20 protein-coding genes are annotated in these 26,350 nt (G+C 70.0%); 12 read left to right on the forward strand and 8 right to left on the reverse strand.

The features are described 5' to 3' along the window. Positions 1 to 12: 12 nt before the first annotated feature. A complete protein-coding gene (locus ACTWP8_RS00070) occupies positions 13 to 699 on the reverse strand; it encodes a hypothetical protein (protein WP_443320060.1) in 687 nt (228 codons plus the stop codon). A gap of 329 nt (positions 700 to 1,028) precedes the next feature. On the opposite strand from ACTWP8_RS00070, the gene ACTWP8_RS00075 reads away from it, so the two are divergent. The 3 genes from ACTWP8_RS00075 to ACTWP8_RS00085 all read left to right on the forward strand — a co-directional run bounded on the left by ACTWP8_RS00075 (position 1,029) and on the right by ACTWP8_RS00085 (position 7,080). Continuing rightward, positions 1,029 to 3,794: an AAA family ATPase gene (locus ACTWP8_RS00075; RefSeq protein WP_443320061.1), complete on the forward strand. Its 2,766-nt coding sequence runs from the start codon at positions 1,029 to 1,031 to the stop codon at positions 3,792 to 3,794. Positions 3,795 to 4,215: 421 nt separating this feature from the next. Next, positions 4,216 to 6,252: a hypothetical protein gene (locus tag ACTWP8_RS00080; RefSeq protein ID WP_443320062.1), complete on the forward strand. Its 2,037-nt coding sequence runs from the start codon at positions 4,216 to 4,218 to the stop codon at positions 6,250 to 6,252. An 84-nt stretch (positions 6,253 to 6,336) separates the two neighbouring features. Beyond that, positions 6,337 to 7,080 carry a TetR/AcrR family transcriptional regulator gene (locus ACTWP8_RS00085; protein ID WP_443320063.1) on the forward strand — a complete coding sequence of 248 codons (744 nt, stop codon included), beginning with the start codon at positions 6,337 to 6,339 and terminating at the stop codon, positions 7,078 to 7,080. On the opposite strand, the gene ACTWP8_RS00090 is transcribed toward ACTWP8_RS00085, so the two are convergent. After that, positions 7,077 to 7,676 carry a class I SAM-dependent methyltransferase gene (locus ACTWP8_RS00090; protein WP_443320064.1) on the reverse strand — a complete coding sequence of 200 codons (600 nt, stop codon included), beginning with the start codon at positions 7,674 to 7,676 and terminating at the stop codon, positions 7,077 to 7,079. The two genes, ACTWP8_RS00085 and ACTWP8_RS00090, sit on opposite strands and share 4 nt — an antisense overlap. Before the next feature lie 72 nt (positions 7,677 to 7,748). On the opposite strand from ACTWP8_RS00090, the gene ACTWP8_RS00095 reads away from it, so the two are divergent. Both ACTWP8_RS00095 and ACTWP8_RS00100 read left to right on the forward strand, forming a co-directional pair. Continuing rightward, complete coding sequence (locus ACTWP8_RS00095; RefSeq protein WP_443320065.1) at positions 7,749 to 8,249, forward strand: nuclear transport factor 2 family protein; 501 nt, start codon at positions 7,749 to 7,751, stop codon at positions 8,247 to 8,249. A gap of 210 nt (positions 8,250 to 8,459) precedes the next feature. Further along, positions 8,460 to 9,008 carry a peptidoglycan recognition protein family protein gene (locus ACTWP8_RS00100; protein WP_443320430.1) on the forward strand — a complete coding sequence of 183 codons (549 nt, stop codon included), beginning with the start codon at positions 8,460 to 8,462 and terminating at the stop codon, positions 9,006 to 9,008. Positions 9,009 to 9,062: 54 nt separating this feature from the next. On the opposite strand, the gene ACTWP8_RS00105 is transcribed toward ACTWP8_RS00100, so the two are convergent. The 3 genes from ACTWP8_RS00105 to ACTWP8_RS00115 are packed head-to-tail and all read right to left on the reverse strand — an operon-like array spanning position 9,063 to position 10,719. Beyond that, on the reverse strand, positions 9,063 to 9,431 hold the full coding sequence (locus ACTWP8_RS00105; protein ID WP_443320066.1) for a hypothetical protein: 369 nt from the start codon (positions 9,429 to 9,431) through the stop codon (positions 9,063 to 9,065). 14 nt (positions 9,432 to 9,445) lie between these two features. Further along, complete coding sequence (locus ACTWP8_RS00110; protein ID WP_443320067.1) at positions 9,446 to 10,441, reverse strand: transcriptional regulator; 996 nt, start codon at positions 10,439 to 10,441, stop codon at positions 9,446 to 9,448. After that, positions 10,438 to 10,719 (reverse strand): helix-turn-helix transcriptional regulator, encoded by a 282-nt coding sequence (locus ACTWP8_RS00115; protein ID WP_443320068.1) that lies wholly within the window; start codon positions 10,717 to 10,719, stop codon positions 10,438 to 10,440. Before ACTWP8_RS00115 ends, ACTWP8_RS00110 begins: the two co-directional genes overlap by 4 nt. Between ACTWP8_RS00115 and ACTWP8_RS00120 the strand changes: the two genes are divergently transcribed. From ACTWP8_RS00120 to ACTWP8_RS00130, 3 genes are all read left to right on the forward strand, one after another. Beyond that, positions 10,645 to 11,238 carry a hypothetical protein gene (locus ACTWP8_RS00120; RefSeq protein WP_443320456.1) on the forward strand — a complete coding sequence of 198 codons (594 nt, stop codon included), beginning with the start codon at positions 10,645 to 10,647 and terminating at the stop codon, positions 11,236 to 11,238. The two genes, ACTWP8_RS00115 and ACTWP8_RS00120, sit on opposite strands and share 75 nt — an antisense overlap. 48 nt (positions 11,239 to 11,286) lie before the next feature. Further along, positions 11,287 to 11,769 (forward strand): hypothetical protein, encoded by a 483-nt coding sequence (locus ACTWP8_RS00125; protein ID WP_443320069.1) that lies wholly within the window; start codon positions 11,287 to 11,289, stop codon positions 11,767 to 11,769. A gap of 83 nt (positions 11,770 to 11,852) precedes the next feature. Then, positions 11,853 to 12,515, forward strand: a complete 663-nt coding sequence (locus ACTWP8_RS00130; protein WP_443320070.1) for a class I SAM-dependent methyltransferase — start codon at positions 11,853 to 11,855, stop codon at positions 12,513 to 12,515. Positions 12,516 to 12,628: 113 nt separating this feature from the next. Here ACTWP8_RS00130 and ACTWP8_RS00135 read toward each other — a convergent pair whose 3' ends face one another. The 3 genes from ACTWP8_RS00135 to ACTWP8_RS00145 form a co-directional block, all read right to left on the reverse strand. After that, entirely contained in the window at positions 12,629 to 13,558 is a 930-nt protein-coding gene (locus ACTWP8_RS00135; RefSeq protein WP_443320071.1) for a hypothetical protein, read from the reverse strand. A 107-nt stretch (positions 13,559 to 13,665) separates the two neighbouring features. Next, positions 13,666 to 19,059 (reverse strand): pullulanase-type alpha-1,6-glucosidase, encoded by a 5,394-nt coding sequence (gene pulA / locus ACTWP8_RS00140; protein WP_443320072.1) that lies wholly within the window; start codon positions 19,057 to 19,059, stop codon positions 13,666 to 13,668. Positions 19,060 to 19,335: 276 nt separating this feature from the next. Then, positions 19,336 to 20,724, reverse strand: coding sequence for an alpha-amylase (locus ACTWP8_RS00145; RefSeq protein WP_443320073.1), 1,389 nt, complete (start codon positions 20,722 to 20,724; stop codon positions 19,336 to 19,338). A gap of 520 nt (positions 20,725 to 21,244) precedes the next feature. Here ACTWP8_RS00145 and ACTWP8_RS00150 point away from each other — a divergent pair. The 4 genes from ACTWP8_RS00150 (at position 21,245) to ACTWP8_RS00165 (ending at position 26,327) form a co-directional block, all read left to right on the forward strand. Next, positions 21,245 to 22,549 (forward strand): extracellular solute-binding protein, encoded by a 1,305-nt coding sequence (locus tag ACTWP8_RS00150; RefSeq protein WP_443320074.1) that lies wholly within the window; start codon positions 21,245 to 21,247, stop codon positions 22,547 to 22,549. A 169-nt stretch (positions 22,550 to 22,718) separates the two neighbouring features. Next, entirely contained in the window at positions 22,719 to 23,738 is a 1,020-nt protein-coding gene (locus ACTWP8_RS00155; protein WP_443320075.1) for a carbohydrate ABC transporter permease, read from the forward strand. Then, on the forward strand, positions 23,735 to 24,589 hold the full coding sequence (locus ACTWP8_RS00160) for a sugar ABC transporter permease (protein WP_443320076.1): 855 nt from the start codon (positions 23,735 to 23,737) through the stop codon (positions 24,587 to 24,589). Before ACTWP8_RS00155 ends, ACTWP8_RS00160 begins: the two co-directional genes overlap by 4 nt. A gap of 109 nt (positions 24,590 to 24,698) precedes the next feature. Beyond that, positions 24,699 to 26,327, forward strand: coding sequence for a glycoside hydrolase family 13 protein (locus ACTWP8_RS00165; RefSeq protein ID WP_443320077.1), 1,629 nt, complete (start codon positions 24,699 to 24,701; stop codon positions 26,325 to 26,327). Positions 26,328 to 26,350: the final 23 nt, after the last annotated feature.

The following is a 26,350-nucleotide window of genomic DNA, read 5'->3' on the forward strand; positions in this document are numbered from 1 at the left end:
TGCGCGATCGCCTCAGGCCGCGGTCCAGGCGGCGTCGATCCCGTCCACCCAGTCCAGCAGGGCGGCGGTGCCGAGCCCGGACCCCGGGTCGATCCGTACCTGGGCGGCGCCCTTCGTTCCGGCGACGACATACAGGTAGTCGTGCTCGCTGGCGGAGCCGGCGCGCCCGGGCAGCGGCACCCGCCACAGCTCGCCGTGGCGCGTGGACTTGCCTCGGTGCTTGGGCACCATCCGTCCGGCCTGCCGCGGTCCGGGAACGACGATCGTGCCCCGGTCGGCCACGACGACGGCCACCTGCTCCAGTGCGGTGTCGCCCTGCGTGAAGCGTTCCGGGCGCACGCGCATGCCGCGGGGGTGGTCCTCGATCTCCAGCGTGCCGAACAGGCCGATCAGCGTCTGTCGGCTCGGCGCGGGGCCGGTGAAGACCGTCATCAGCTCGTGGTACCGCTCCTTCAGGGTGACCAGCGTGGTGTTGCCGTCCGCGCTGGCGGCGACGACGGTCTCGCGCCCCTTGACGACGAACCGGTCCGTCGGGGCCGCTTTGATCACGTGCTTGCGGACGAAGTCGTGATAGCCGCGGGAACCGATCTGGAACGCGCGGCTGTAAGCGCCGCCGACGAACCGTACGTTGGTCGCCACGGCTCGTACGGGCGCTTCGCCGGCGAGGCGCAATGCCAGTCTGTCCCCACTCGGAGCCATGATGCGCAAAGTCGAGCCCGGCACCCGGACCACCTCCAGAACATAAGCAGCGGATAAATCATTCATCCGGCGGAAGTGCGGAATGCTTCCGCTCAATCAGCCTGCCTGCCCTGCGCCTTCGGTGCCTCTCGGCGGGTACCGAAGGATTATTCCGCTGCTGGTCGTTGCGGCGGAGTTCCCGAGGTTGCCCGGCTTCGCCATGAGATAGATCACAGCTTGTAGGGCGCGAACGGCTCAACGGAGCATTCGCTCGGCGCATCCCTTCTGAATAAGAGCCACGATAAATTCCGTCAGGGTGGGGCCCATTGAATCGCCAAGGTGGGGAATCCGTGCACCTCGTGGGGCGCGAGGACGAATTGTGCGCGATCGACGAGCTGCGCGCTGAAGTCTGGGGCGGATACGGCACAGGGATGCTGATTCAGGGCGCGGCGGGCATGGGCAGGACGGCGCTGCTTCGCGCGGCGTGCGAACGGGCCCAGCGCGCGGGGGCGCTCGTCTTCGCAGCCGAGGCGGACCGGCTGGAGGCCGACTGTCGGTTCGGCGTCGTCCGGCAGTTGTTCGAGGACGTCGACGGATCCTGGCCCGTGTCCGGCCTGGATGGCCTGGATGGCCTGGATGGCCTGGATGGCCTGGATGAGCTCTACGCCAGGGCCATGGATCTGGCGGCGAGCCGCCCGGTGGTCATCGCGGTGGACGATCTACGGTGGATCGACGACGCCTCGGCACGGTGGCTCGCGTATCTGCTGCGCAGGATCCGTCGCCGGCGTGTTCTCGTCATCGCGACCACGAGCCTGCCGACGGACGTCATCGACGCCGACCTCGTAAGCCGTTTCGACCACAGGATCGCCCTCGATGGGCTGCGCACCGAGGCCGTCGTCGACCTCGCGGGAGACATTCTGGGCACGCCGGTCGAGAAGGAGTTCGGCGCCTCGTGCCACCGGGCCACCGATGGCAACCCGTTGCTGCTGCGGGCGGTGCTGCAGGCGGTGCTGCGCGCGGTGCGGGAAGCGGAACGACCGATGAGCTCCGCGGTCCTGAGCGAGGTGTTGGCGAGCCCTCCGCCGGACGTGCTGACCTGGCTGCGACGAACCCTGGCGACCTGCGGTTCCGGTGCCGCAGAACTGGTCGAGGTGATCGCGGCGTTCGGCGAACCGGTCGAACTGGACCTCGTCGTCGCCACCGCCGAACTCGCCACCCCGCGGGTGGCACCGCTGGTCGACGCGCTGGTGGCGGCGCGACTGCTGTACTGGTGCCGCGACCGGGTATCCCTGCGGCCGCCTCTGGTCCAGGCGGCCGCGCTGGCCGGCCTCGCGCCCGGCACCGGCCAGGTGCTGCGCGCCAGGGCGGCGCGGCTGCTGCATTCCCGGGGCGCGCCCGCGGCCGACATCGCGGCACAGCTGCTCCGGTCCGGTCCGCTCGGCGAGCCGTGGGCGGCCGATGTGCTGTGCGCGGTGGCCGCGAAGGCCACGGCAGAGGGTGACTTCGACCGCGCGCTGAACCATCTGCGGTCGGCACTGCGCGAGCCGATGAGCTCTCAAAGACGGTCGGAGCTGATGGTGCACATGGGCTCGGCGCAGCCACCGGCTGATGTCGGCTCGGCCGTCGGCTACCTGCGCCGGGCCCTGCACGTCACCTCTGACGTCTCGGTCCAGGCCGGTGCCGCGCGGCGGCTGGCCGGACTGCTGTGCCTGAGCGAGCGTTACGGGGAGGGCATGCGGGTGCTGCGGAACGTGGCCGGGCCTGCGCGAGACCGCTCCCCCGAGGTGGCGGCAAGCCTGGAGGTCGAGGAGGCTCTGCTGGGCCTGTTCCATCTGCCCTCGCCGGATTCGGCGTTGGCCCGGCTCGCCGACCGCGTCGACCTCACCGAGGAGCCGGAGAACGACGCGCTGGGCATCTTGTGGTCGGTCTGCGCGATGATGTCGGGCCTGCGCCGGCAGCAGGCGGTGAAGCTGGCGTCGCGGGCACTGGATCACGGCCTCCCACAAGTGAACGAGGCATCCCTCCACCACCCGATGAGCGTGCTGACGCTCGCGGTGGCCGGTGAACTCGAACTCGCCTTCCACCACGCCGGCCAGGCGGTCGACCAAGCGCGCCGCACCCGTTCCGCGCTGGGCGGTGCCTGGGCACTCGCCGTGCGCAGCGAGGTGAACTACCGGCTGGGACGGCTGGAGGACTGCCAGAACGACGCGCGGGCCTGCCGGGACACGCTCGTCCAGTTCGGCTCACGCCGGGCGGACGGCATGGCCATGGCCGCAACAGCGCGGCTGGCGGACGCCCTGGTGGACAGCGGCGACCCGGACGCGGCCGGGCAGGTGATCGAGGACGTGCTAGGGGGACGGACCGTGCCGGCGAACCTACTGGGTACGTGGCTGCTCACCAGTCGGGGCCGACTGCGCCTGGCCACGGGAGAGATCCGGGAGGGCGTGGACGACCTGCTGCAGGCGGGCCGGCGGCTGGACTCCTGGCAGGTGACCAATCCCGCCGTCATTCCGTGGCGGTCGCTGGCCGGGCTCGGGTATGCGGCGATGGGCAAGAACTCGGCGGCCCGTGAACTCATCGAGGAGGAACTGGCCCTGGCGCGCCGGTGGGGAAGCACGCAGGCCATCGGCATGGCCTTGCGGGCGGCAGGCAGGGCGACGAAGGGAAGCGCGGGCGTCGATCTGTTGCGTGAGGCAGTCGCCGCGCTGAGCCGCTCCGATGCGTCGCTGGAACATGCGCGCGCCCTCGCCGACCTCGGCACCGCGCTGCGTACGACCAACCAGCTCGCGGATGCCCGCCACCACCTGCGTCAGGCCGCGACCTGCGCGCAGCAGTGCGGCGCGATCGCGCTGGTCCGCCTCGCTCGCGCCGAACTCATCGCGGCCGGTGCCCGGCCCCGCAGCCAGGCTCACTGCGGGCCCGAGTCCCTCACCCCGACCGAGCGCCGGGTGGCTCACCTGGCGGCACGGGGGCTGAGCAACCGGGAGATCTCCGAGCGCCTCTTCGTCGTACGACGCACCGTGGAGCTGCACTTGAGCAGCATCTACCGCAAGCTCGGCGTCCGCGGACGAGCGGATCTGCCTGCGAGGATGCCGATGCCAAGCGATCGGAAATAGCCCGCCCGTGGGCTGCGTTCCGCGTTCCGCGCGCCGCGTACGCCGCACACGCCTGCGGCCCCGTCACATCGCATCGAGCCGGCCATGCGGTACGAGGAGACGGCGCATCCCGGGACACCGATAGCCGGGGCCCTTCGGCCACTCCCCAAGAGACCGCAGCCAAGGCATCCGGCCACGGCCCGTAGGGCGCGTTCCCCGCGTCCACGCACTCCGCCTCCGCCCACGCCGCACGCGCCGCACGCGCCGCCTGGGGCCGCAGCCATGAGCTGCGGCCCCGTCACATCGCATCGAGTTGACGATGCGGCACGAGGAAACAGTGCATTCCGGGACACCGGAAACCGAGGTCCTTCGGCAGCCCTCCGAGGCGGCCCGTGGCCGCCCTGCGAGGTGACCATCTGACGATTCGCTCGTTTTGCTGAACGTGACTTCACGGGAAGCGACAGCCGCCACCCACTCGTCCGCCGTGGTCGAGCCCGTGGGGCTCGAGCAGGCCGAGGCCGCGCTCGTCGAGCACTATCCGCGGCTCGTCCGGATCGCGTATCTCGTGCTGCCGCCGGCGCTCGGCCGGAACCGCCGGGTGCTCACCGCGCACGCGCTCGCGCAGCGCGCCCTGCCGCGCAGCCGTACGGGTGGCGCGCCGGGCGAGGCCGTCGGAGCTGTCGGAGCCGTGGGAGCGGGCGAGCCCGGGTACGCCTTCGTACGGCTGCGGGTGCTGCGGGCCGCGCTGGAAGCCGGGCGGCCGCGGCGCGGCTGGGGACTTCGGGGATTGCGGGGACCGCGGGGACTGCGCCTCCGCGCGCAACTGCCGCCGCTGCTGCCGCAGGTGTGGGGCCTGCGGCTGTTCCCCCGCTCCGGCGGGGCCGACGAACTCGCCCTGGACCAGGCGCTGTCGGCGCTCCCGGCCCCGGCCCGGGCGGCGTACGTGCTGCGCGGTCTCGACCGGCTCACCGACCGGGAGACGCGTCAGCTGCTGGAGGCGGCGGGGGTCAAGGACGCGCAGGCGGCTCTGATCGCGGCGGCCCGGGTGACCGCGCCGCAGGGCAGCAGGGCCGATCTGCTGCTGGAATCACCGGAGTTCGATCCGTGCTCGCTCCAGGCCCGCCCCACCGACCTGCTGCGCCGCCGCCAGCACCTGCGGGCCGCCGTCGCCACGACCGCAGCCGTCCTCGTGTGCGGCACGCTGCTCGGGCTGCCCGGCGACGGCTGGGGCCCGGATGGCGCTGCCGCGCCGTCGTACGCCCGTGACCCGGCCTCCGAGCGGGCCCTCGACCCGGCCGCACTGGCGAAGGCCGCGCCCGCCGCCTGGCGGACCTCCGACCGTACGGACTTCTCGGCCTGGCCCCCGCGCGGCAACCGCACAGGCGACAAGGCCCTGCAGCGCCGCGCGCTCGCCGTCTGGGCGCGCCCCGGCCGGTCGGTGCGGGTGTCGGCGACTCCCGGGACCGCCTCGGGGCCGCCGCCGGGACCCGCGCAGCTGCTGTACGCGGGCGTGGTCGACGAGGCGGCGGTGGTGCTGCTGTACGACGGGCTGCGCGTGGTGCGGTACGCGGAGCCCAGGGACGGCGAGGGCGGCGGCGCCGTACTGGACTTCGCGCGGACGGACGCTGCCGGCGCCGCATCGGCCACCGCCCTCGTCGTGGGCCGCACCGACGACAATGTCCGCTATCTGACCGCCCCCTGGGTGTCCGGGGTGCAGCTGCGCGACCTGCTGCGGCCGGGTGACGCGGGGCGGAGTCTGCACCGGGACGGGCACGGAGTGACGGACCCACTGCCGAGTCCGGCGGCCGCGACCGACTGCCGGGCCTGGCCCGCGCTGGAGTTGCGCGCACGGGCGGGTGCGGAGCGCGGCGCGGCCCGGGATGCTTCGAGGGGCGGCACCGGTACCGCACACCTGCTGACCGACCTCGGGGAGCTGACCCCGGCGCGCCTGACGTACGGCAGTCCGGACCGGGCGCCGCGCGATGTGGCGGGGCGCGAGGCGTACGCGGCCTGGTCGCGTACGGCCTGCCACCTTGCGACGGTGCGCGCCATGGGCGTACGGGCCGTGAACTCCTGGCAGTTCGCGCGACAGCGGCTGCCCGGGGGAGGCGGCACGGCGGCCTGGGTGTGCACGCGCGCGGTGACCTGGCGGGGCGGCGGCAACAGGGTCATGGCCCAGTTCCAGCCGCCGCCCGCAGGACAGTCGGGCCTCCCGGGCGCGGTCGTGGCGCGGGCCGACGACACCGCGGCCTGCGGACCGCGCGCGCCTCATGTGCTGGCGGGGGTGCTGTGGAAGTCGCGCGCCGGGCAGTGGTACGTACTGGCAGCGGGCAGCGAGCGGGTCGCCGCCATCTCGGCCTCGGGCGGTGTGCGGGGCAGCGCACGGGGCCACCTGCTGGCCCTGCCGGCAAAGGCGGGCGCCCGCTCCGAGTTGGATGCCCGCCTCGACGACGGAGCACGGCTCAGAGCGCTCCGCTGATCAATCGCCGCGGCGATTGAGACTAGTTGCACACAACACCATCTGCCCTGCCGGTCACGGTGGGCAGGCGGTTAGGGTAAGCGCATGACGACTGGGGTTGTGCGCCGGCGCAGAATGGGCGTGGAGGAACGGCGCGAGCAGCTGATAGCCGTGGCACAGGAACTTTTCAGCCAACGGCCCCCCGGAGACGTGTCCATCGACGACATAGCGACGGCCGCCGGGATATCCCGGCCCCTCGTCTACCACTACTTCCCGGGCAAACACAGCCTCTACGACGAGGTGGTGCGGCGCGCCGCCGACGAACTGACGGCCCGCTTCGCCGAACCGCAGGAAGGCCCGCCCGGAGGGCGCCTGCTCCGGGTCATCCGGCGCTTCTTCGACTTCGTCGACGAGCACGGGCCGGGCTTCGAGGCGCTGTTGCGCGGCGGCTCGTCCATCGGCTCCGAGCGGGCGACCGCGATGATCGACGAGGTCCGCCAGTCCGCGTACGACCACATGCTCGCCCACCTCGACGTCACCGACCCCGGGCCACGGGTGGCCCTGGCAGTCCGCTCCTGGATCGGGCTCTGCGAGGCGGCGGCCCTGGCGTGGCTTGACGGGCAGGGCATTCCGCGCGGGGAGCTGGAGTTGCAGCTGGTGCACGACTTCACGGCGCTGGTGGTGGTGAGCGCGGCGTACGACGAGGAGTGCGCGGACCTGGCGCGCCGGATCGTCGCGCAGGAGCCGGACGGCGCATTCGGCGACATGGTGACGAGCCTCCTCTCCCTGGCCCCTGCGAAGCCTCAGCGCTCCCCGGCCTCCGCGGGAAGCGCGGCCTCCACGGCCTAAGGCTCGCGGTACACCAGGACGTACCGCCAGAACAGCAACCGCCGGATGCGCGCCCCGGGCAGCGCCGTGGCCGCCGCCCGCCTGATCTCGGCGAGAGACTCGCCCGCTTCCCGCACGGGCATCGTTCCCTGGGGCGGCGTACGGGCAATGGCGTGCGCCGCACGGCAGACCGCGTTGACGGGGACGGCGGCGAGACTGAGGCCCCAGTCGGAAAGTGTCACGGGCCGGTAGAGGCCGAGGAGGACGAGGGTACCGCCGGGCGCGAGGGCGGCTCGGAGGGCTGTGGCCCCCTCCTCGAAGGGGACGTGGTGGATCGTCGAGACACAGGCGACGTAGTCGTACGTGCCGCTGCCTGCCGCGTGCGTTTCCCGCAGGTCCCCTTGCTGTACGCGGACGTTGCCCATGCGAGCGGTCCGCTCGGCCGCGGCCTCCGCCATCCCCTGATCGAGGTCGAACGCATCGACCCGGCCCGACCTCGACGCCAGCTTCTCCGCGAACTCCCCACGCCCGCATCCGGCGTCAAGCGCCGTTCCGCAACCCCGCGGTACGTGCCGGAGGAGGAGCCGGTGGTAGTGCCGGTTGTGGGAGAATGCCATGGCGGCAGCGTAGGGGTCGGACAGAGAACCAGTGCTTGACCTCAACCGAGGTCGAGGTAGCAGGCTCGCCGCATGACCGCACAAGCGCTGCACGATCAGCTTCAGGCCCTCGCCGACCGCGCCGAGATCACCGACCTCGCCGACCGCTATCTCCTCTCCCTCGACGCGAGGGAATTCGACGAGCCGTGGGCCCGGTCGATGTTCACCGACGACATCCGGGCCGAGACTCCCCTCGGGGGCCACGAGGGGATCGACGGGATGGTGAAAGGGGCCGGTGAGGCCCTCGAGCGGTTCGAGCGCACTCAGCACGTCGGCTCGAATCACGTCATCCGCCTCGACGGCGACCGCGCGACGGTGGAACTGAACGCGATCATGACGCACGTACACCTCGACTCGACGCAGGCACTGCGCGGCCAGGAACCCGGGGGACTCTTCGTCGTCGGCGGCCGCATCGACGGCGAAGCCGTCCGGACGGCCGACGGCTGGCGCTTCCGGCGGATGGCGGTACGGGTGACATGGACGACGGGAGAGCCGCCGATATTGCCTCCAGGGCTCACAGCGGCGAGTCCATGACCCCCGACGGGCGCTTCGCGCGCCTGTGCGAGCCCTCGCCGGCCGCATGGGTAAGCTGCCCTGGCCACACACCGATCAACTCCGCGGCGCTGGGCGACAGTTGAGCGCAGCGAAACGGGGAGGATCACGTTTTTCGCCCGCCGTGCCGAATGGAACGCCCGGCCACCCAGGAACGGGCACGACCCGGTCGAAAGCAACGAAGGCGTCAAGATCCACTACACGGGGTCGTTCGAGCTCGACTACCGGCACTTCGAGTGCCGGCTGCGTGTCCGCTCCATCCAGGACAAACACATGGACACCGGCGAGAAGTACGCCGACATCGGCTACTACCTGCTGGTCTGTAAGCACGGAGTCGTCTTCGAAGGCCGCGGCAAGAACGCGCAGAACGCGGCCAACGGCAACCCGGAGCTGAACCGCAGCCACTTCGCCGTGTGCGCGCTCACCGGCCACAAGGGCTACACCGACGTTCCCCAAGCCATGATCACCGGTCTGCAGGACGCCATCGCGTACCTGCGTCGGCACGGAGCAGGCTGGGAGATAGCCGGCCACCGCGACGGCTACGCCACCGAATGCCCCGGAGACCTGCTCTACGGGCACGTCCTGAACGGCACCCTGGACCCGGGCGTCTTGTGGGACGGCGGACACCACATCGTCAAGGCCGGTGAGACGCTCGGCGAGATCGGCCTGCAGTACAAGAGCGGCTCGAGGGTCGTCCCGGCGTCCCGGCGTGGTGGCCGACATGGAGGCCGGCGTAGGTGATGCCGCGAAGCGGCGGGCTTTGGGTCCTTGCCACCCCTCGAGGGGTGGCAAGGATCACTGCTTCAGGGAATTCTCGATCGCCTCGAAGATGTCCGAGTCGGTCTCCTTCTGCCAATCCGGCAGGTCGGGCCAGTCGGCCACGTAGCCCGGCTTGGGGTCCTCGAAGTGCTTGAACATCTGGGCCGTCCAGCAGGTTGCGACGAAGCGGCCCTTCTGCTCGCGGGTCAGTCGCGACGCGTGTCCGCCGCTCGTGTCGAGAAACTGACGCACCTGCTCGTACACGGCACCCGCAGCGTCGCGCTCCCACCCCGGGGTGTCCTCCCAGGGCGTCACGTAGCCGGGCTTCGGCTCGCCGGGGAAGTGCTTTCGCACGCCTGCGATCCATGTCTCCCGGAACAGTCGCGCGCCCTCGGTCTGCGGCATGCCAGCCTCTCTCGTCACGTCGTGCTCAAAGCGGCGATCTCGGCCCCCAGTTCGGCCACACGACCATTGCGAGCAAGGGGGCCGAATTCGTCTTGTAGGTCTTGAAGTCTACGGGCGACGTAGCCGGAGGAAGATTCCCGAGCGAGTTGCAGAGCTTCACGGCCGAAGGTGACGACCTGCTCGGGGTCGCGACGCTTCGCCCCGATCGCGGCGAGATCCGCAAGGACAGCTCCGCGACGGCGAAACGACTGCCCCTGAGCAAGGGCGCCTTGGTCCAGGGCGCTCATGAGAGCCGTCTCAGCAAAGTCGAGGCGGCCGAGCTGTACGTATCGGGCCCCGCGTTCCTCAGCCAGCCGCGAGCCGTCGAAGCGGAGCCAGCCGCCATTGTGGGCGCGGCCGCCCAGGTCGATCACCTTCTCCGCCTGGTCGAGAGCGCGCTCGCAAGCGGCCAGGTCGCCCAGGCCGGCGTACGCCTCCGCCTGAACGGAGGCGACCCAGTGACGCGTTGACAGCGAGCTGTCTCCTCGCCCAGCGATTCTCTCGGCAGCCGCAAGGATGCCTACGGCCTGGTTGTACTGCCGCTCGGACATCTCGACGTACGCGTGCCGCACGAGCGCGCAGGCCCAGAGGTCGAACGATCCTGCCTCCTTGCTCGCCGAGGCGGCGAGCGTGTAGGACGCCGCAGCGTCCATGTAGCGGTTGCTGTCGAAGGCCAGTTCCCCAGCGAGCTGGAAGAGGTCGCCCGCAGCGCTGCAGAGAACTCTCGCCTCTACATCCGATCTGCCATCCAGCGTCGTGTTCAGTGCCGCCAGTTGCTCCCGCACGATCGGATAGACGGAACCCTTCGAGCGGGCGAGCTGGTACACCTGCCACAGGTGGCTGTTCATGCGTAGAAAGTCGGCGGATGCTCCCCGACGCACCCCTTCAGCGAGGGCTTCGACCTCGTCGGCGGGCAGGGCCGCAAGGGCGCCGGTTACGGCAATCACGCGCAGAAATTCGCGTCGGATCATGTCGTCGATGCTCCCCCAGCCTCGGCGGCCGCTGGGAGGCGGCCCTGCGGACTCCTGGGGCGAGGTTGTGACTGCACCACCAAAGCATCGAGTTCGGCGAGGTCGACCTGCAGGGCCTCGGCCAATTGCGGCCGTAACGGCGGCTGAGGCATGGTTTTCCCGCTTTCCCAGCGGCCAACCGTTGTGCGATCGACGCCGAGCGCATGGGCGAGACCCTCCTGACTGTAACCCACGACTTTCCGCCGCTCGGCAAGGCCCATGCCAGCCCCTTTCCACATATCAACCTGCCTCTACCCATCTGGGACACCGTGCATCGGTTGTGCCACACGGCTGCCGCACACATGCCGTGGAGTGCTCCAACTCAGAGCGGTTTCCTTGATGTTGTCAGCTACGAGAACCGGTCGACGCCGGCAAGGGGTGCGGGCATGGGGACGAAGAACGTCAAGTCGCCAGGAACGGAGTGTCTCCTTGTCGACCCGGAGGTCATCGGCGAGACCGTGGACACCGCGCTCGCCGTCACACTCGCGGTGCCTGGACGCCCGCAGATCGACGCCACGACGCGGGACCTGATCGGCCACCTCGAACAACTCCTGGCTGGAGACCTCGGCTTCGACGAGGACTCCGTAGTCCGGGGGATGTACCGGGAAGCGTACCGGCTGCTGGAACTCAACCACCGCCCCACACACGAAGAGACCCACTTCAGGGCCTTCGAGTACATGCGCGAGCTGGCCCAGCTTACGAGAGGTCTCGCAAACGTCTACCGCAAGTTGCACGAGATGGACGAGGCCGATGGCTGACGAGACCAAGAAGCCGCGCCCCGCACCCACAACAAGGAGGACCACTCGATGAGCACAGCCGTTCAGATGCGAACTCGCGACCCGCGGATCATTCTCAACGCGCTACAGCAGCGCCTTCCGCACCTCGTCGCCGATGTCGGTGTGGATGACCTGTGGGAGCGCGAGGTACAGCTCCTGCTCCGTGACAGCGTGGCGGTCCGCAGCCTCGCCGAGCGTATCCTCGGCCAGGGGATCGCGTACCTGATCACCGCCATGGAGAACCCCGGCGTGGACATGGGCGTCGGTTACACCGTCGATATCGGCGTCCACCAGATCATCCTCGACACGCCCCTCTACTTCGCCTTCTGCGACCAGTACAACGGAGGGACGTACAAGCACCACGCACCACTGATCGAGCGCCGTCGCGATGGCACCGTGATGCGCACTGCCGAGCTCCTGCGCAGGAACGGCTTCGACGTCGACGACGAGTTGTGGTCAGTGGACGCTTCCGACTGCTCGCCCTGCGACAACAAGGCGCCCGACAGCCACTGACGCGCCCTGGAGCGCCTGCCCCAGCCTCCTCCCCCGAGGACAGGGGCAGGCCCCACCCCCGCCGCACACGTAGAGGAAACCCGTTGCCCGCACGACACGACATCGACGCCGAACGCGAACTCTGGGACACCTACGCCCAGAGCACCAAGGACAAGGTGTTCGACTCCGATCCCGTCTTCTGTTGGACTCAGTACGCTGGCCATGGGCCGGGCCCTGAGCTCCTGGGTGACCCGACGACCGCACTGGAGATCGGGTGCGGCACCGGGCGGGCGCTGGCATACCTTGCGCAGCAGGGGATCAAGGCAACCGGCGTTGATCTCTCGCCCGTCATGGTCGAGCACACCACCGAACGCTGGGGGCCGACCGGCGCACAGTTCATCTGCTCCGAAGCGCTCGAACACCTCAGCAACAGCACGGAGACCTACGATGCCATCTATTCAATCTTCGGGGCTGTCTGGTTCACCGACCCGGCCAAGTTGTTCCCTCTGATCGTCGAGCGGCTGAACCCCGGCGGCGTTTTGGTCTTCTCCCAGCCCCCGGCCATCCCCGGGGCGTACGGCCCTCAGGGCATGTATAAGGGCGGCTTCGCGGGCAAGGCGATGTTCACCTACCGCTACAGCTACACGCCCCGCAAGTGGAGGAACCTCCTGCTGAGGGCCAGCTTCGACGACGTCGACGCGCAGGTTCTCCACGCTCCCAAGCCTGGCCACATCGGCACGCTCATCGTGCGCGCCGCGGCAGGGTGAGCCTCCCGGGAGGCCCCCTGAACACGAAAAGCCCCCCGAACGCGGGGGGGCTTCTCGCTCATGACGGCCGGATGCCGGATGCCGGGCGGCTCCGGGCCGGCCGGGGCGTGGTGTCAGGACTGGCTCTGGGCGGGCGTTTCGCCCATGTCCTTCAGCATCGCGAAGAGGTCGACGGTCTCGCCGTCCGGCGGGGTCTGGACCTCCACCGGGGCGCCGTAGTCGTAGTACTCGGCCGTCACCTTGAGCCGGCCCTGCGGGGTCTTCATCCCCAGGTCCATCTTCACGGGGTAGTCGTCCTCGTTGACCCAGACCTCGGTGTCGTAGCCCTTGATCTTCGACTCGCGCATCTTCTTGAGGAGCTCTTCGCGCTCCTTCGCGCCGATGCCGGACTTGTTGGCCTTCAGCATTTCCTCGAAGGTCAGCGTGCCCTTGTAGTGCTCGGTCGGCTGCCCGTCGATCTGCTGGACGCCCACGCGGCGGATGTTCGGCGACTCCAGGAGGACCGCCAGCTGCTGGGCCGGGTCCTGGTTCATGCTGTCGAGCCCGCCGGTCATCTGCTTGGCGGCCGTCTCGCCGCCGGAGGCCTTGGCCGCGGCGGCGAGGTCGAGCTTCATCCAGCGCTTGCCGTCCATGTCCTTGGCGGCCGCGGCGCCCATGTCCATGTACATCACGTTGTCGCGCCAGACCATGCGGACCTTCTCCGGAGCTCCGGGCTCGGCCTTGAACATGGGGCCGCTCATGGTCATGTCCATCACCGTGGGGTCCCAGCCCATGACACCCGTCATCACCGTCTCGCCACCACCCTCGGCGGTGACCGGCAGCGACATCGTCATCCGGACCTTGGCGGACTTCGCCGCCTCGGTCTTCTTGAAAGCGGCCGTGATGGCCTGAACCGGCGTCTGCACGCGGCCCTGCTGTCCGGTCGTCTTGTTCTTCGACTTCTTCGACGACGAGTCGGCGCCGTCCTGACAGCCCGCGACGCCCGCCAGCACGGCCACGGCCGTCACCGAGACGCCCACGCGCCCCCATGCGGACATGCTCATACCCCACCCCCTGTTGTCCGTGCACCGGTCATTTCTTCGTCTGTGCACTGGGCTGCACCGTAGCGCAGCCCAGTGACAGCGACGAACGGCCCCCGCGACGTTGCTCGTCAGCGCCGCTCGAAGACCGCGACCGTGCGCGCCGGGACCGTGAAGGTGCCCGAATCGCGGTCGTAGGACGAGGACTTCACCACCGCGTCCGAGCCGCGGGCCTGGGCGGTGTGGAGGGCGTACGGCCTGCCCGCGAGCGAAGCGATCCGCTGGTCCTGCCGCTCCGGTGTGGCGTTGAAGACGACGACCAGCCCCCCGAGCCGCATCGTGATGACGCCCGGCGTCTCCTCCGTGCCCGAGAGCGGGAAGGAGAGCGCCTCCTGGACCGCCTCCGCCGAGGACAGGCTGAAGGACTTCTCCATGCTGCGGATCCTCAGCAGGTCCCGGTACGCGGCCGAGGTGTCGGTGATCCGGGCGCAGCCCGGGCGGAGGGCGGGGTCGGCCAGCAGCGGCTTGGCGTAAGGCCACTTGGGCTTGTTGTCGGCCGCCGGCGGGAGCCCGCGGCCGAAGCCGTTGCCCGCATGGTCCGGAGCACCCGCCTTGCCCGCCGTCCCGCACTGCCAGTGGACGGCGTTGAACCAGTCACCGCTGTCGTACGAGTTGCGGTCCAGCGACTTGGAGCGGAGGAGGTCCGTGCCTGCCTGGGAGAGGGCCGGGCCCTGGGAGAGCGCGGCCGTGGCCATCGCCAGCACCTGCATACGGGCCCGCTCCCCCGCCCCGGTCCCCTGCGGGAGCTTGAAGGCGAGGGCGTCGTAGAGCGTCTCGTTGTCGTGGGCGTCCGCGTATGCCAGGGCGTCGCCGGGGGCCGCGGCGTATCCGGCCGGGGCGCCGTTGTAGTCGACCTCCGAGCCCTTGACCTCCTTTCCGCTGCTGTCCCTGAAGGTGTACGAGGCGAGGTTGCCCGTGAGTCCCACCTTGATCAGGTCCTGGTAGTGGAGGAGTCTCGCCTTCTGTTCCTCCCGCGTACCGTTGGCCTTCGAGCCGTTGGGGTCGGTGTAGAGGCCGGAGGCGAAGCCCTGGATCCCCGGGTCCTCGTCGAACGGCCCGCCGCCCCGCACCGCGTCCCGCGCCCGGTCGGAGAAGGTCGCGACGCCGGTCCCCGCCATGTTCATCTGCGTGGCCTGGATGAACCGGGCGTCGTCGGCGATCTCGCCGAAGTTCCAGCCCTCCCCGTAGAGGATGATCCTCTTTCCGTCGACGCCGTCCTTCTCCACCGTGAGGGCGTCGAGCGCCTTCCGGACAGCGAGGATGTTGGCCTTCGGATGGTGGCCCATGAGGTCGAAGCGGAAGCCGTCGACCTTGTACTCCTTCGCCCACGTGACCACCGAGTCCACGACGAGCTTGCCCATCATGGCGTGCTCGGGCGCGGTGTTGGCACAGCACGTGGAGGTGGCGACCGAGCCGTCCGCCAGCAGCCGCTGGTAGTACCCGGGCACGATCCTGTCCAGCACGGACTTCTGGTCCTGACCGCTCGCCACGGTGTGGTTGTAGACCACGTCCATGACCGTGCGCAGGCCCGTTCCGTTCAGGCCCTGCACCATTCGCCGGAACTCGACCGTGCGGCGCGTGCCCTCGGGATCACTGGCGTACGAGCCCTCCGGCACGGTGTAGTGCAGCGGGTCGTAGCCCCAGTTGTACGCGTCCTTCCCCGCCGTCTCCCCCACGCACTCCTGCTGCTTCTCGGAGTCGGGCGCGTACGACGGCAGGTCGCAGCCGGGCTCCGCCTGGTCGGACTTGCGCTCCGGGATGGTGCCGATGTCGAAGGCCGGGAGGAGGTGGACGTACGAGGTCCCCGCGCGGGCCAGTTTCCGCAGGTGCCGCACGCCGTCCGAGTCCCGGTCGGTGAAGGCGAGGTACTCGCCGCGGTGTCCGGCCGTCCGGTCGGCGATCGAGAAGTCGCGGATGTGCAGCTCCTGGATCTGCGCGTCGCGCAGCGGCGCGGCCTCCGGCTTCTTCAGGTCCGACCACCCCTTCGGGGCGAGCTCCGGGTCGGACAGGTCGGCGACCAGGCTACGCTGGGAGTCGGCGGTCAGGGCCGAGGAGTACGGGTCGGTGACCCGGTTCGTCACCATCTTCTGTACGGACGGGGCCCAGACGGTCACCGCGTACCGGTACGGCTTGCCGACCCAGCTCCGCTCGCCCTCGACGCTCCAGAGGCCACTCGCGCCGTCCCGCCGCATCGGGACCGTCCTGCCGCCCAGCTCCAGTGACACCTTCCGCGCCGTCGGCGCCCAGAGGGACAGCGTGGGACGGCCCTTCCGGAACACCGGTCCGAGCTTCGCCCACACGGCCTCACCCGCGTACAGGTCGTCGAGCACGCCCGGCGTCTGCACGCCCGTCGCCGCCAGCAGCGCCCCTTCGGCGGAACGCTGCGTGGCGATGAGCTGGCCCTTCAGGGCCGTACGGATCCGGTCCCGGTCGCGCGGGTCCACGGCGAAGGCCGGATAGTCCTTCAGGTGCGGGTACTTCGCCTTCTGCGCGTCCGTGAGCGCCGACGGCTTCAGGCGCAGCCAGTGCCCCTCGTCGCTCAGCGCGCCGTCCTCGACCGTGATGCCGCCGTCGGGCGCGTAGACGAGCTGCTGGCTGGTGGCGTCCGTGGCCTTGACCTTCCAGACCACGGTGTCGCGGTCGATCCACTGCGCCTCGGCCTTGGCGAGGTCGAGGTCGGGGGCGCCGCCCATGGTCGGCAGCAGGTACTTCGGCTGTCCGGCGAGCAGCCAGACCTCGCGGCCGTGGGTGCCGAAGTCCAGGGACTGGTCGCTGGGCAGGTCCTTCTCGTCGCCCTTGTGGACGATGTAGCTCAGCGACTTCGCGCCCTCGGCCAGCGGGACCTCGAAGGTCACGCCGTACGCGTCCTGGCGCACCGGCTTCAGCGGCTTGGACCAGTCGGTGGGCTCGGCCGCGCCGGTCCAGGTGTGCAGGCCCAAGCCGTCGTAGTCGCCGTCGGCGCGGTGGTAGTGGAGAACGGCCTTCTTGGTGTCCTGCGGCGGGTAGGCGCCGTCCGGGGCCTTCTCGGCCGGCTCGTCCTTGCCCTGCTCGAGCCACACCTCGCCGGTGCGGGCGAGGTCGACGGTCCGCTCGGGACCGTCGGCGGTGCCGTTCTTCTCGACGGTGAAGGGGACGGCGGTCTCGCCGTCGGCCACCTTCAGCCAGGCGAAGGCGCCGTACGCGTCGCGCCCGCTGAAGGCGCCCGTCCTGTCGCCGGACTTCAGCTGCCAGCCGTCGTAGTCGCCGTCCGCGCGCTTGTAGTGGACGATCGCGTAGTCGCGCTGAACGGCGGTGGGCTTCTCGGGCCGCGGGGTCTGGCCGGCGGTCGTCGAGGCGAGGGCGCCGGCGGTGCGGCCCGCGCTGTCCACGACAACGGCCTTGTAACGCAACGGAGTTCCCGCCTCCACCTGCTCGTCGATGTGCTGGGTCACCTTGTACGGGGCGTGGTCCGCGGACCCGAGGACCTGCCACTTTCCGTTGCCCACCTGCGCCGCGAACACGACCCGGTTCAGCCCGCCGCCGTCGACGTCCGCCGAGATCTCGACGGTGCCGGTCGCTCCGGCGGCCGGTGCCTTCAGGTCGATCACGGGTTTCGCGTCCGGCGCGGGCAGCTTGTGTGCCGCCTTGTGGACGACGGCGGACAGGGCGGGGACCTCGACGGTCAGCTTCCGGTCCGAGCCCGTGGTACCGGCGCCCTCGCCGCCGTAGATCTGCTCGAAGCGCATCCCGGCCGCGCCCGTCGGGATCTCGGCCCTCCTGGCCTCGGTCGTGTTGTTCACCGCGACCACGTACTCGACCTGACGCTTCAGGTCCGTGCGCGAGTACGCGTACACGCCCGCGCCCTTCGCCGCGTACCGCCGCGTCTGCACGCCGTCGCGCAGCGCCGGGTGCTCCTTCGTCAGCTTCGACAGCGCTGCGATCGACCGGTACAGCGGGTGCCGGGTGTCGTACGCGTCGTCGGCGTGCGTACGGTCCGTTCCCAGCTGGTCGTCGTCCAGGTAGTCGGGGGTCCTCGACGCGAACAGGGTCTGCCGGGCGTCCTTGTCACCGCCCGCGCCCGTGAGTCCCTGCTCGTCGCCGTAGTAGACGACCGGGTTGCCGCGGGTCAGGAACATCAGCTCGTTCGCCAGACGGGCCCTGCGCACCAGCTCCGCGTCTCCGGCCTGCGGGTTGTCCTGCCTGAGGAAGGTCCCGATGCGGCCCATGTCGTGGTTGCCGAGGAAGGTCACCTGCTCGTAGGCGTTGGCCTTGCCCGTGGTGTAGCGGTAGTCCTGGCCGAGGGCCGCGGACAGCTTCTCCGCCGGGCCGCCCTGGGAGGCGTACGAGCGCGCGGCCTCCTGGAAGGGGAAGTCGAGCGTTGCGTCGAGGCGGCCGCGCGTCACGTACGGCGAAGTGACCGCAGGATCAGCGGAGTAGACCTCGCCGAACATGAAGAAGTCGTCCCGGCCCCGCTTCGCGGCGTACGCGTCCAGGGCCGTCGCCCACTGGGTCCAGAAGTCGAGGTCGACGTGCTTGACAGTGTCGATGCGGAAGCCGTCTATCCGGAAATCGCGGACCCAGCGCTGATAGATCTTCTCCATGCCCTCGACGACCTCGGGCCGCTCGGTCCACAGGTCGTCCAGGCCCGCGAAGTCGCCGTACTCGCTGCTCTCGCCCGCGAAGGTCGAGTCCCCGCGGTTGTGGTACATCGTCGGGTCGTTGAGCCAGCCTGGAACCTTACTCGCCCGGCTACCGGCCGGCGTTGTCCCCACGCCTTCCCGCGCCTTCGGGGTGTACGGGAAGGAGTCCGCGTCCACCTTGCCGATGCCGCCGCTCCGGTCGTCGAAGGGGCGGCCCTCGCGGTCCAGGTACGGGTACGCGCCCTTGGGCCGGTAGCCGTACTCCTTCTCCGCGTAGTCCACCGTGTCGGCGGTGTGGTTGGTGATGACGTCGAAGAAGACCTTCATGCCCTTGTCGTGGGCCTTGTCGATCAGCCGCTCCAGCTCGGCGTTCGTCCCGAAGTGCGGGTCGACCTGTGTGAAGTCGGTTATCCAGTACCCGTGGTAGCCGGCCGAGGCGTCCTTGCCCGCGCCCTGCACCGGCTTGTTCCTGAAGATGGGCGCCATCCAGATGGCGGTCGTGCCGAGGCCCTTGATGTAGTCGAGCTTCTCCGTCAGGCCCTTGAGGTCGCCGCCCTGGTAGAAGCCCTTGTCGGCGGGGTCGAAGCCGGTGCTCAGGCGCCCGCCGGTGAGGCCGCCCCGGTCGTTGGCGGCCGAGCCGTTGGCGAACCGGTCGGGCAGGACGAAGTAGAACTGCTCGCGCGTGAGGTCGTGACGCGCGGGCTGCGCGGCGAGAGACGCGTCCGACGGCGGGGGCGGAGGCGCGGTCGCCCGCGCGGCGGGCGGTGCCGCCGCGGGCAGCACCGCGAGCACTGCCGCCGCGGCGGTGGCGAGGGCCGTTCTGCGTCGCAGGGAGGGGTGTGTCAAGGCGAGATCTCCTTCGGGGGGGTTCGGGGAAGTGGATGGCCGTCGGCGAGATGCGGGGGGACCGTGGCCGGGTTGCGCGGGTTGGCACCGCCGGTCAGGTCCACGGGAGGTTCTCGCCGTTGCGGCGGAAAGAAGTTTCCGCCGCAACGGCGAGCAACCACGATGTTCGGAGCCCGGATGGGGGGCACTCCCCCCAGCTACCGCTGGGGGTACCCCCACCCAGCGGCAGCTGGGGGAGCCGAACCGGCCGCAACCACCACGGGCAAAGGACGGACGTCAAGTACAGGCGCGCGCGCCCGTGTGCAGTGCGAGCGCCGTGTTCGCGCCGAGCGTGGCCGTGAACTGGCCGGAGCCGTTCACCGTGACGGTCCTGCTGCGGCTCTGCACATCGCAGTAGTCGCCCGCCGGGAGCGATGTCCGGTACGTACGGGTGAGTGCCCCGCCCTCGTGGTTGATGGCGACGAAGCCCTTGCTGCCGCGCCCGAACGCGATCGCGTCGTTGCCGTTGTCCCACCAGTCGGTGACGGCGGTGCCGCGCACCGCGTTCCGGAAGCCGACCATCGCCGCGATCTCGGGCCACTTGTGCTGGCACTTCCAGCCGTCCTGCCAGCAGGCGTTCACCGCACCGCCGTTCGGCGGTCCGGCGTCGCGGTCGCTGAACTCGTAGCCGGAGTGGACGTCGGGCGCCCCGTACGGCCAGGCCAGCATGAAGACGTGTCCCAGCGTGTAGTCGGCGCCGTCCTTGTAGCTGAGGGTGTCGCCGCCGCGCTCGGTGTCGTGGTTGTCGACGAAGACGGCGGACTCCCCGCTCTCCATGTAGCCCCAGCCCTCGCCGTAGTTGTTCAGATACGAAAGCTGCTCGCTGGTGAAGACCCGCTTGAGGTCGCGGGCGTACCGGAACTCCTGGACGTCGCCCGTGCCCTGGTACTCGGTGGGCGACACGGCCTCGCCCGCGCCGTAGATCGCCTCCTGCTTCCAGTACACGTCCGGGTCGGTGAGCTTGCCCTTGATGGCCGCGAGATCGGCCGCCGGCATGTGCTTGGCGGCGTCGATGCGGAAGCCGTCGACGCCGAGCGACAGCAGGTCGTTCAGGTACGCGGCGATCCGCGAGCGCACGTACTCCTCGCCGGTGTCGAGGTCCGCGAGCTCGACGAGTTCGCAGTGCTGGACGTTGTACCGGTCCTGGTAGTTGCTCACCTGCGACCGGCAGTCGTCCATGTCGAAGCCCGAGTAGGTGCCGGGGTAGTCGTACTTGGTGTACGAGGAGCCGCCCGTGCCCGTACCCGACCCGGCCGTCATGTGGTTGATCACGGCGTCCGCGACGACCTTCACGCCCGCCCCATGGCAGGCGTCGACCATGTTCCGGAAGGCGGTGCGGTCACCGAGCCGCCCGGCGATCTTGTAACTGACGGGCTGGTACGAGGTCCACCACTGGCCGCCCTGGATGTGCTCCTGGGGCGGCGAGACCTGGACGTAGCCGTAGCCCGCCGGACCAAGCGTTTCCCGACATTCCCGTGCAATCGAGTCAAATCGCCACTCGAACAGAACCGCGGTGACGTCCTTATCCCCTGGCGGGGCGGCCGCCACCTGAGGCGCCGGTACGGCGAGGGCTACCGCCGCACCGGCCGCGAGGGCGACGGCGGCGGCCAGCAGTCTGATGGCCATGGATCCTCCTGCGTGGGGGGGAGGGTGCGGGTGGCAGTGCGCTTCCTCGCTCACCTCCGGGCGCTCCGACCCGGTGTCGACGCTCCTCGGCACTGCGCTCGCGCGGCGCCAGCCGCATATCGGCTGGGGTCCGCGCTTGACCTCGTCACATTCGCAGCGTCTGACAGCGCCTCCGGCGCGGGCGGCCGCGCCCTTCGGTTCGCTCGGTGCAGCCTCGTGGCAACGCGCCATGCCCGTAAGGCCATTGATGACGGTTCTTGCAGCAAGCCGTCAGCAGCTTGCCGCCGCCGAGACCGTACGAGCCTCAACCACCGCGGTCAAGCCCTGCGACACGGAGAGGTCACAGCCCGGAAATCTCGCTGTTTTCTTTCTGCAAGGTCTTTCGCAAGACTTGCAGCCCTGTTACGTTCCTGCCCAGCCCGGCCCTCTAGGAACTGGGGGCACATCCCGGCGTCAGCCGGGGGAGCGAACACATGGCACACATGTCGCACGCCGGGCCACACTCAATGAGGAGATCAATATGCGTCGAGGCATATCGGTCGCCGCCGTGGCCGGCGTGCTGGCTCTGGCAGCGACGGCCTGTGGTGGTGACAGCGGAGGCAGCGGTGGCGACGGGTCCAAGGCCGCCAAGGACCCGGGCAGCGTCTCCGGCACCGTGACCTGGTGGGACACCTCCAACGAGGCCGAGGGCCCGGCGTACGACGAACTGGTGAAGGACTTCTCGGCGAAGTACCCGAAGATCAAGGTCAAGCGGGTTCCGGTGTCCTTCGACGCCGCCGAGCAGAAGTTCAAGACCGCCGCCCAGTCCGGCAAGGGCGCGCCCGATGTGATGCGTACGGACGTGGGCTGGACCGCCGGCTTCGCGAACCTCGGCTATCTGCAGCCGCTCGACGGCACGGCGGCCCTGGAGGGCGCGGACGACTTCCTCCCCGGTCCGATGTCCACCGCCAAGTACAAGGGCCAGACGGTCGGCGTCCCGCAGGTCACCGACACCCTCGGTCTCCTCTACAACAAGGAGATCTTCAAGAAGGCCGGGATCGAGAAGCCCCCGGCCACCTGGGACGAGTTCATCGAGACCGCGAAGACGATCAAGAAGAAGACGGGCATCGCGGGCACCCAGCTCAACCCCGAGGGCTACTTCTCCCTGCCGTTCATCTACGGCGAGGGCGGCGACATGCTCGACGTCAAGGGCAAGAAGATCACTGTGAACTCCCCCGAGGCCGTCAAGGGCGTGAAGACCGCCCTGGAGATGGTCAAGTCCGGCGTCTCGCTGAAGCCCGCCACCACCGACGGCTACGTCAACATGCAGACGGCCTTCAAGGACGGCAAGGTCGCCATGGTGGTCAACGGCCCCTGGTCGACCGCCGAGGACTACACCGGCAAGGCGTTCAAGGACAAGGACAACCTCGGCATCGCGCCCGTCCCCGCCGGTTCCACGGGCAAGGCCGCGGCCCCGATCGGCGGCCACAACTACACGGTCTACCGCGGCACGAAGAACCTCGACGCCGCTCTCCTCTTCGTGAAGTTCATGACCTCAGCCAAGAGCCAGGAGTACACCGCCACGGAGCTCGGCACCCTGCCGACGCGCACCTCCGCCTACACCCAGGAGGTCACGGCCGACCCGGTCAAGAAGGCCTTCCAGGACGCGCTCGCCACATCCAAGGCGCGCCCGGCCATCCCCGGCGTCGGTGACCTGTTCGTCGCCTTCGACCAGCACTACGTGAAGATCCTGCGCGGGCAGGCCACCCCGAAGGCCGGGCTCGATGCCCTCGCCGACGAGTGGAAGTCCAAGCTGATCAAGGACTACGAGATCGCCGGCCGGTAACCGACTCTCCCCCGGCCGGTGCCGGGGGAGACCCAGGCTCGGCCGGCCGGGGGTCCTTTCCGCCGCCCGCGGGAAGGCCCCACGCGCCCGGCCGGCCGAGCCGGTCCCGACCCCGTCCGACCCGACTCTCGCCCGTCCCCGCCGCAGAACCGCAGAAAGCCGTGGAGCCATGACCACAGCCGACACCTTGCCCGGTGGCACCGAGCAGACGGAAGCGCCCGCGGGCTCCGGCCCGAAGCGGCCGCAGCGCCCGGGGCTGCTCACCCGGGCCCGGCGCTCGTACAAGACCCACTGGTACGCCTGGGCGATGGTGCTGCCCGTCGTCGTGGTGCTGGCCGTGCTCGTCGGCTACCCGCTCGGCCGCGGCATCTTCCTGTCCTTCACCGACGCCAACGAGGCGAACATCGGCCGGGTGATCGGCAACTTCGAGGTTCCGGCGACGTACACGTTCGTCGGGCTCGACAACTACTGGAATATCCTCTCCGGGCAGGAGGGTTCCTTCTACCCGCGGCTGACGTGGACCGTGATCTGGACCGCGAGCTGCGTGTTCCTGCACTACACGATCGGCCTGGCTCTTGCGATGCTGCTCAACCGGCCGGTCAGGGGGCGGTCGCTGTACCGGGTGCTGCTGATCCTGCCCTGGGCCGTCCCGGCGTTCGTCGCCGCCTTCGCCTGGAAGCTGATGTACAACACCGACAACGGCGTGCTCAACGCGCTGCTCGCCAAGGTGGGCATCGGCGCGGTCGACTGGCTTGGCGACCCGGTGATCCAGAAGATCTCGGTCATCGCCGTCAACACCTGGCTGGGCGTGCCGTTCATGATGGTCGCGATCCTCGGCGGGCTGCAGGCGATCCCGAGGGAGCTGCACGAGGCGGCCGAGATGGACGGCGCCTCGCCCTGGCAGCGGTTCCGGAACGTGACGCTGCCGGGCCTGCGTCCGGTCAGCAGCACCATCATCCTGCTGGGCACCATCTGGACCTTCAACATGTTCCCGATCATCTATCTGGTGATCGGGCAGGCGGGCGGCACCGAGAGCGAGATCCTCGTAACGTACGCCTACCGGCTGGCCTTCCAGGGCGTACGGGACTACGCGGCCTCGGCCTCGTACGGCATCGTGATCCTCTCCCTGCTGCTGGTCTTCTCCGTCTTCTACCGCAAGATGCTGAACCGTCAGGAGGCGGTCCGATGAGTGCACCCGCCGTACGCGTCCGCGGGCGCGGCGAGCGCTCCAAGGGGGCCTCGGTCGCCCTGCACACGACGCTCGTGCTGGCCTCGCTGATCGCGCTGTTCCCCGTCGTCTTCATCGTGCTGGTCTCGCTGCGCGGCGAGAGCGGCTGGACCCACCCCACCGAGCTGACGGGGTTCACACTCGCCAACTACGGCCATGTGCTGGCCGACACCGCGTTCCTGAGCTGGTTCGCCAACTCGGTCGTGGTGGCCGGAGGGACCATGCTGGTCGGCGTCCTCATCGCGGCCAGCGCGGGCTACGCCCTCTCCCGGATGCGCTTCCCCGGCCACGGCTCGCTGATGTGGTCCTTCCTGCTCTTCCAGATGTTCCCGGTCGCGGTGCTGATCGTGCCGCTCTACAACGCCCTCGGAAAGCTGGGCCTGCTGGACAGCTACGGCGGCCTGATCCTCACCTACTGCTCGGTGGCCGTGCCGTTCTGCGCCTGGATGCTGAAGGGCTACTTCGACACCATCCCGGCCGAGATCGACGAGTCGGGGCGGGTCGACGGCCTCACCCCGTTCGGCACCTTCTGGCGGCTGATCGTGCCGCTGGCCCGGCCGGGCCTGGCCGTGACCGCCTTCTACACCTTCCTGACCGCGTGGAGCGAGGTCGCCTTCGCCACCCAGTTCATGAGCAGCGAGGAGAACTACACGCTCGCGGTCGGCCTGCAGACCTTCGTCGGACCGCACCGGGCGGAGTGGGGTCTGATGACCGCCTCATCCGTGCTGATCATGGTCCCGGCCGGGCTGCTGTTCTTCTTCGCCCAGAGGCATCTGGTCGCCGGACTCACCGCGGGCGGTACCAAGGGCTGAATCACGTCACCGGTCCGCGCCTTGGGCGTTGACCCTTTTCGTCCAGAACTTCGCACCTGAAGCCGCACCTGACGCCCCGTTGTTGGGCCTACCCGATAGGGAACGCAACATGACCCAGGACCTCGCCCCGTCCGTCCGCGAGCAGACAGACGGGCAGCACACCGCCGGCTGGTGGCGCAGCGCCGTCATCTACCAGGTCTACGTGCGCTCGTTCGCGGACAGCGACGGCGACGGCATCGGCGATCTGCGGGGTATCCGCGAGCGACTGCCGCACCTGGCCGACCTGGGCGTGGACGCCGTATGGCTCACCCCCTTCTACGCCTCCCCGCAGGCCGACGGCGGCTACGACGTCGCCGACTACCGCGCCGTGGACCCGCTGTTCGGGGATCTGCAGGACGCCGACGACCTGGTGCGCAGAGCCCACGAGCTGGGTCTGAAGGTGATCGTGGACATCGTCCCGAACCACACCTCCGACCAGCACGAGTGGTTCCGGGCCGCGCTCGCGCAGGGGGCGGGCGCGGCCTCCCGGGACCGCTACCACTTCCAGCCCGGCAGGGGCGGAGGCGGCGAACTCCCGCCGAACGACTGGGAGTCGGTCTTCGGCGGCTCGGCCTGGACCCGGGTGACCGAGCCGGACGGCACCCCGGGCGAGTGGTACCTCCACCTCTTCGCACCCGAGCAGCCCGATCTCAACTGGAACAACGCCGAGGTGCGGGAGGAGTTCGACTCGATCCTGCGCTTCTGGCTGGACCTGGGCGTCGACGGCTTCCGCATCGACGTGGCGCACGGCATGGTCAAGGCCGAGGGCATGCCGGACATCGGCCGCAAGGAGCAGGCGAAGCTGATCGGCGCGCAGGTGCTGCCGTTCTTCGACCAGGACGGGGTGCACGAGATCCACCGCTCCTGGCGGAAGCTGCTGGACTCCTACGGCGGAGACCGTATCGGCGTCGCCGAGGCGTGGGCGCCGAGCTCGGACCGGCTCGCGCTGTACGTGCGCCCGGACGAGCTGCACCAGGCGTTCAACTTCCACTTCCTGAACTGCGCGTGGGACGCGGATGCGATGCGCAGGGTAATCGACGAGTCTCTGGCCGCGACCACCTCGGTCGGCGCCCCCACCACCTGGGTGCTGTCCAACCACGACGTCGTACGCCACACCACCCGCTACGGCGGCGGCGAGCCGGGCCTGCGCAGGGCCCGCGCCGCCGCGCTGCTGATGCTGGCGCTGCCCGGGTCCACGTACATCTACCAGGGCGAGGAGCTCGGCCTGCCGGAGGTCGAGGACCTGCCCGACGAGGTGCGCCAGGACCCGGCGTTCTTCCGCACCGGCAGCCAGGACGGCAGGCGCGACGGCTGCCGGGTGCCGATCCCGTGGTCGGGCGAGGCGGCGCCGTACGGCTTCGGGCCCGGCGGCAGCTGGCTGCCGCAGCCAGCCGCCTGGCGGGAGTTGTCGGTGAAGGCGCAGTCCGGCGACCCGCGCTCGACCCTGGAGCTGTACCGCTCGGCGCTGGCGATGCGGCGGCAGCTGTCCGGGCTCGGCGACGGCCCGATGGCCTGGCTGGACGCCCCGGAGGGGGTGCTGGCGGTGTCCCGGCCCGGCTTCGTGTGCACGCTCAACACGCTGGCGCGGGAGGTCGAACTTCCCGTGCCGGGGCGGCCGGTGCTCGCCACCGCGGCCCTGCACTTCACCGGCGGGAGTGTCCACATTCCGGCCGACACCTGCGTCTGGTGGGCAGTCTGAGATGCGACCGGTACAGTCCAACC

Origin of the sequence: Streptomyces sp. 7N604 (assembly GCF_052245475.1) — a bacterium.
GTDB lineage: Bacteria > Actinomycetota > Actinomycetes > Streptomycetales > Streptomycetaceae > Streptomyces.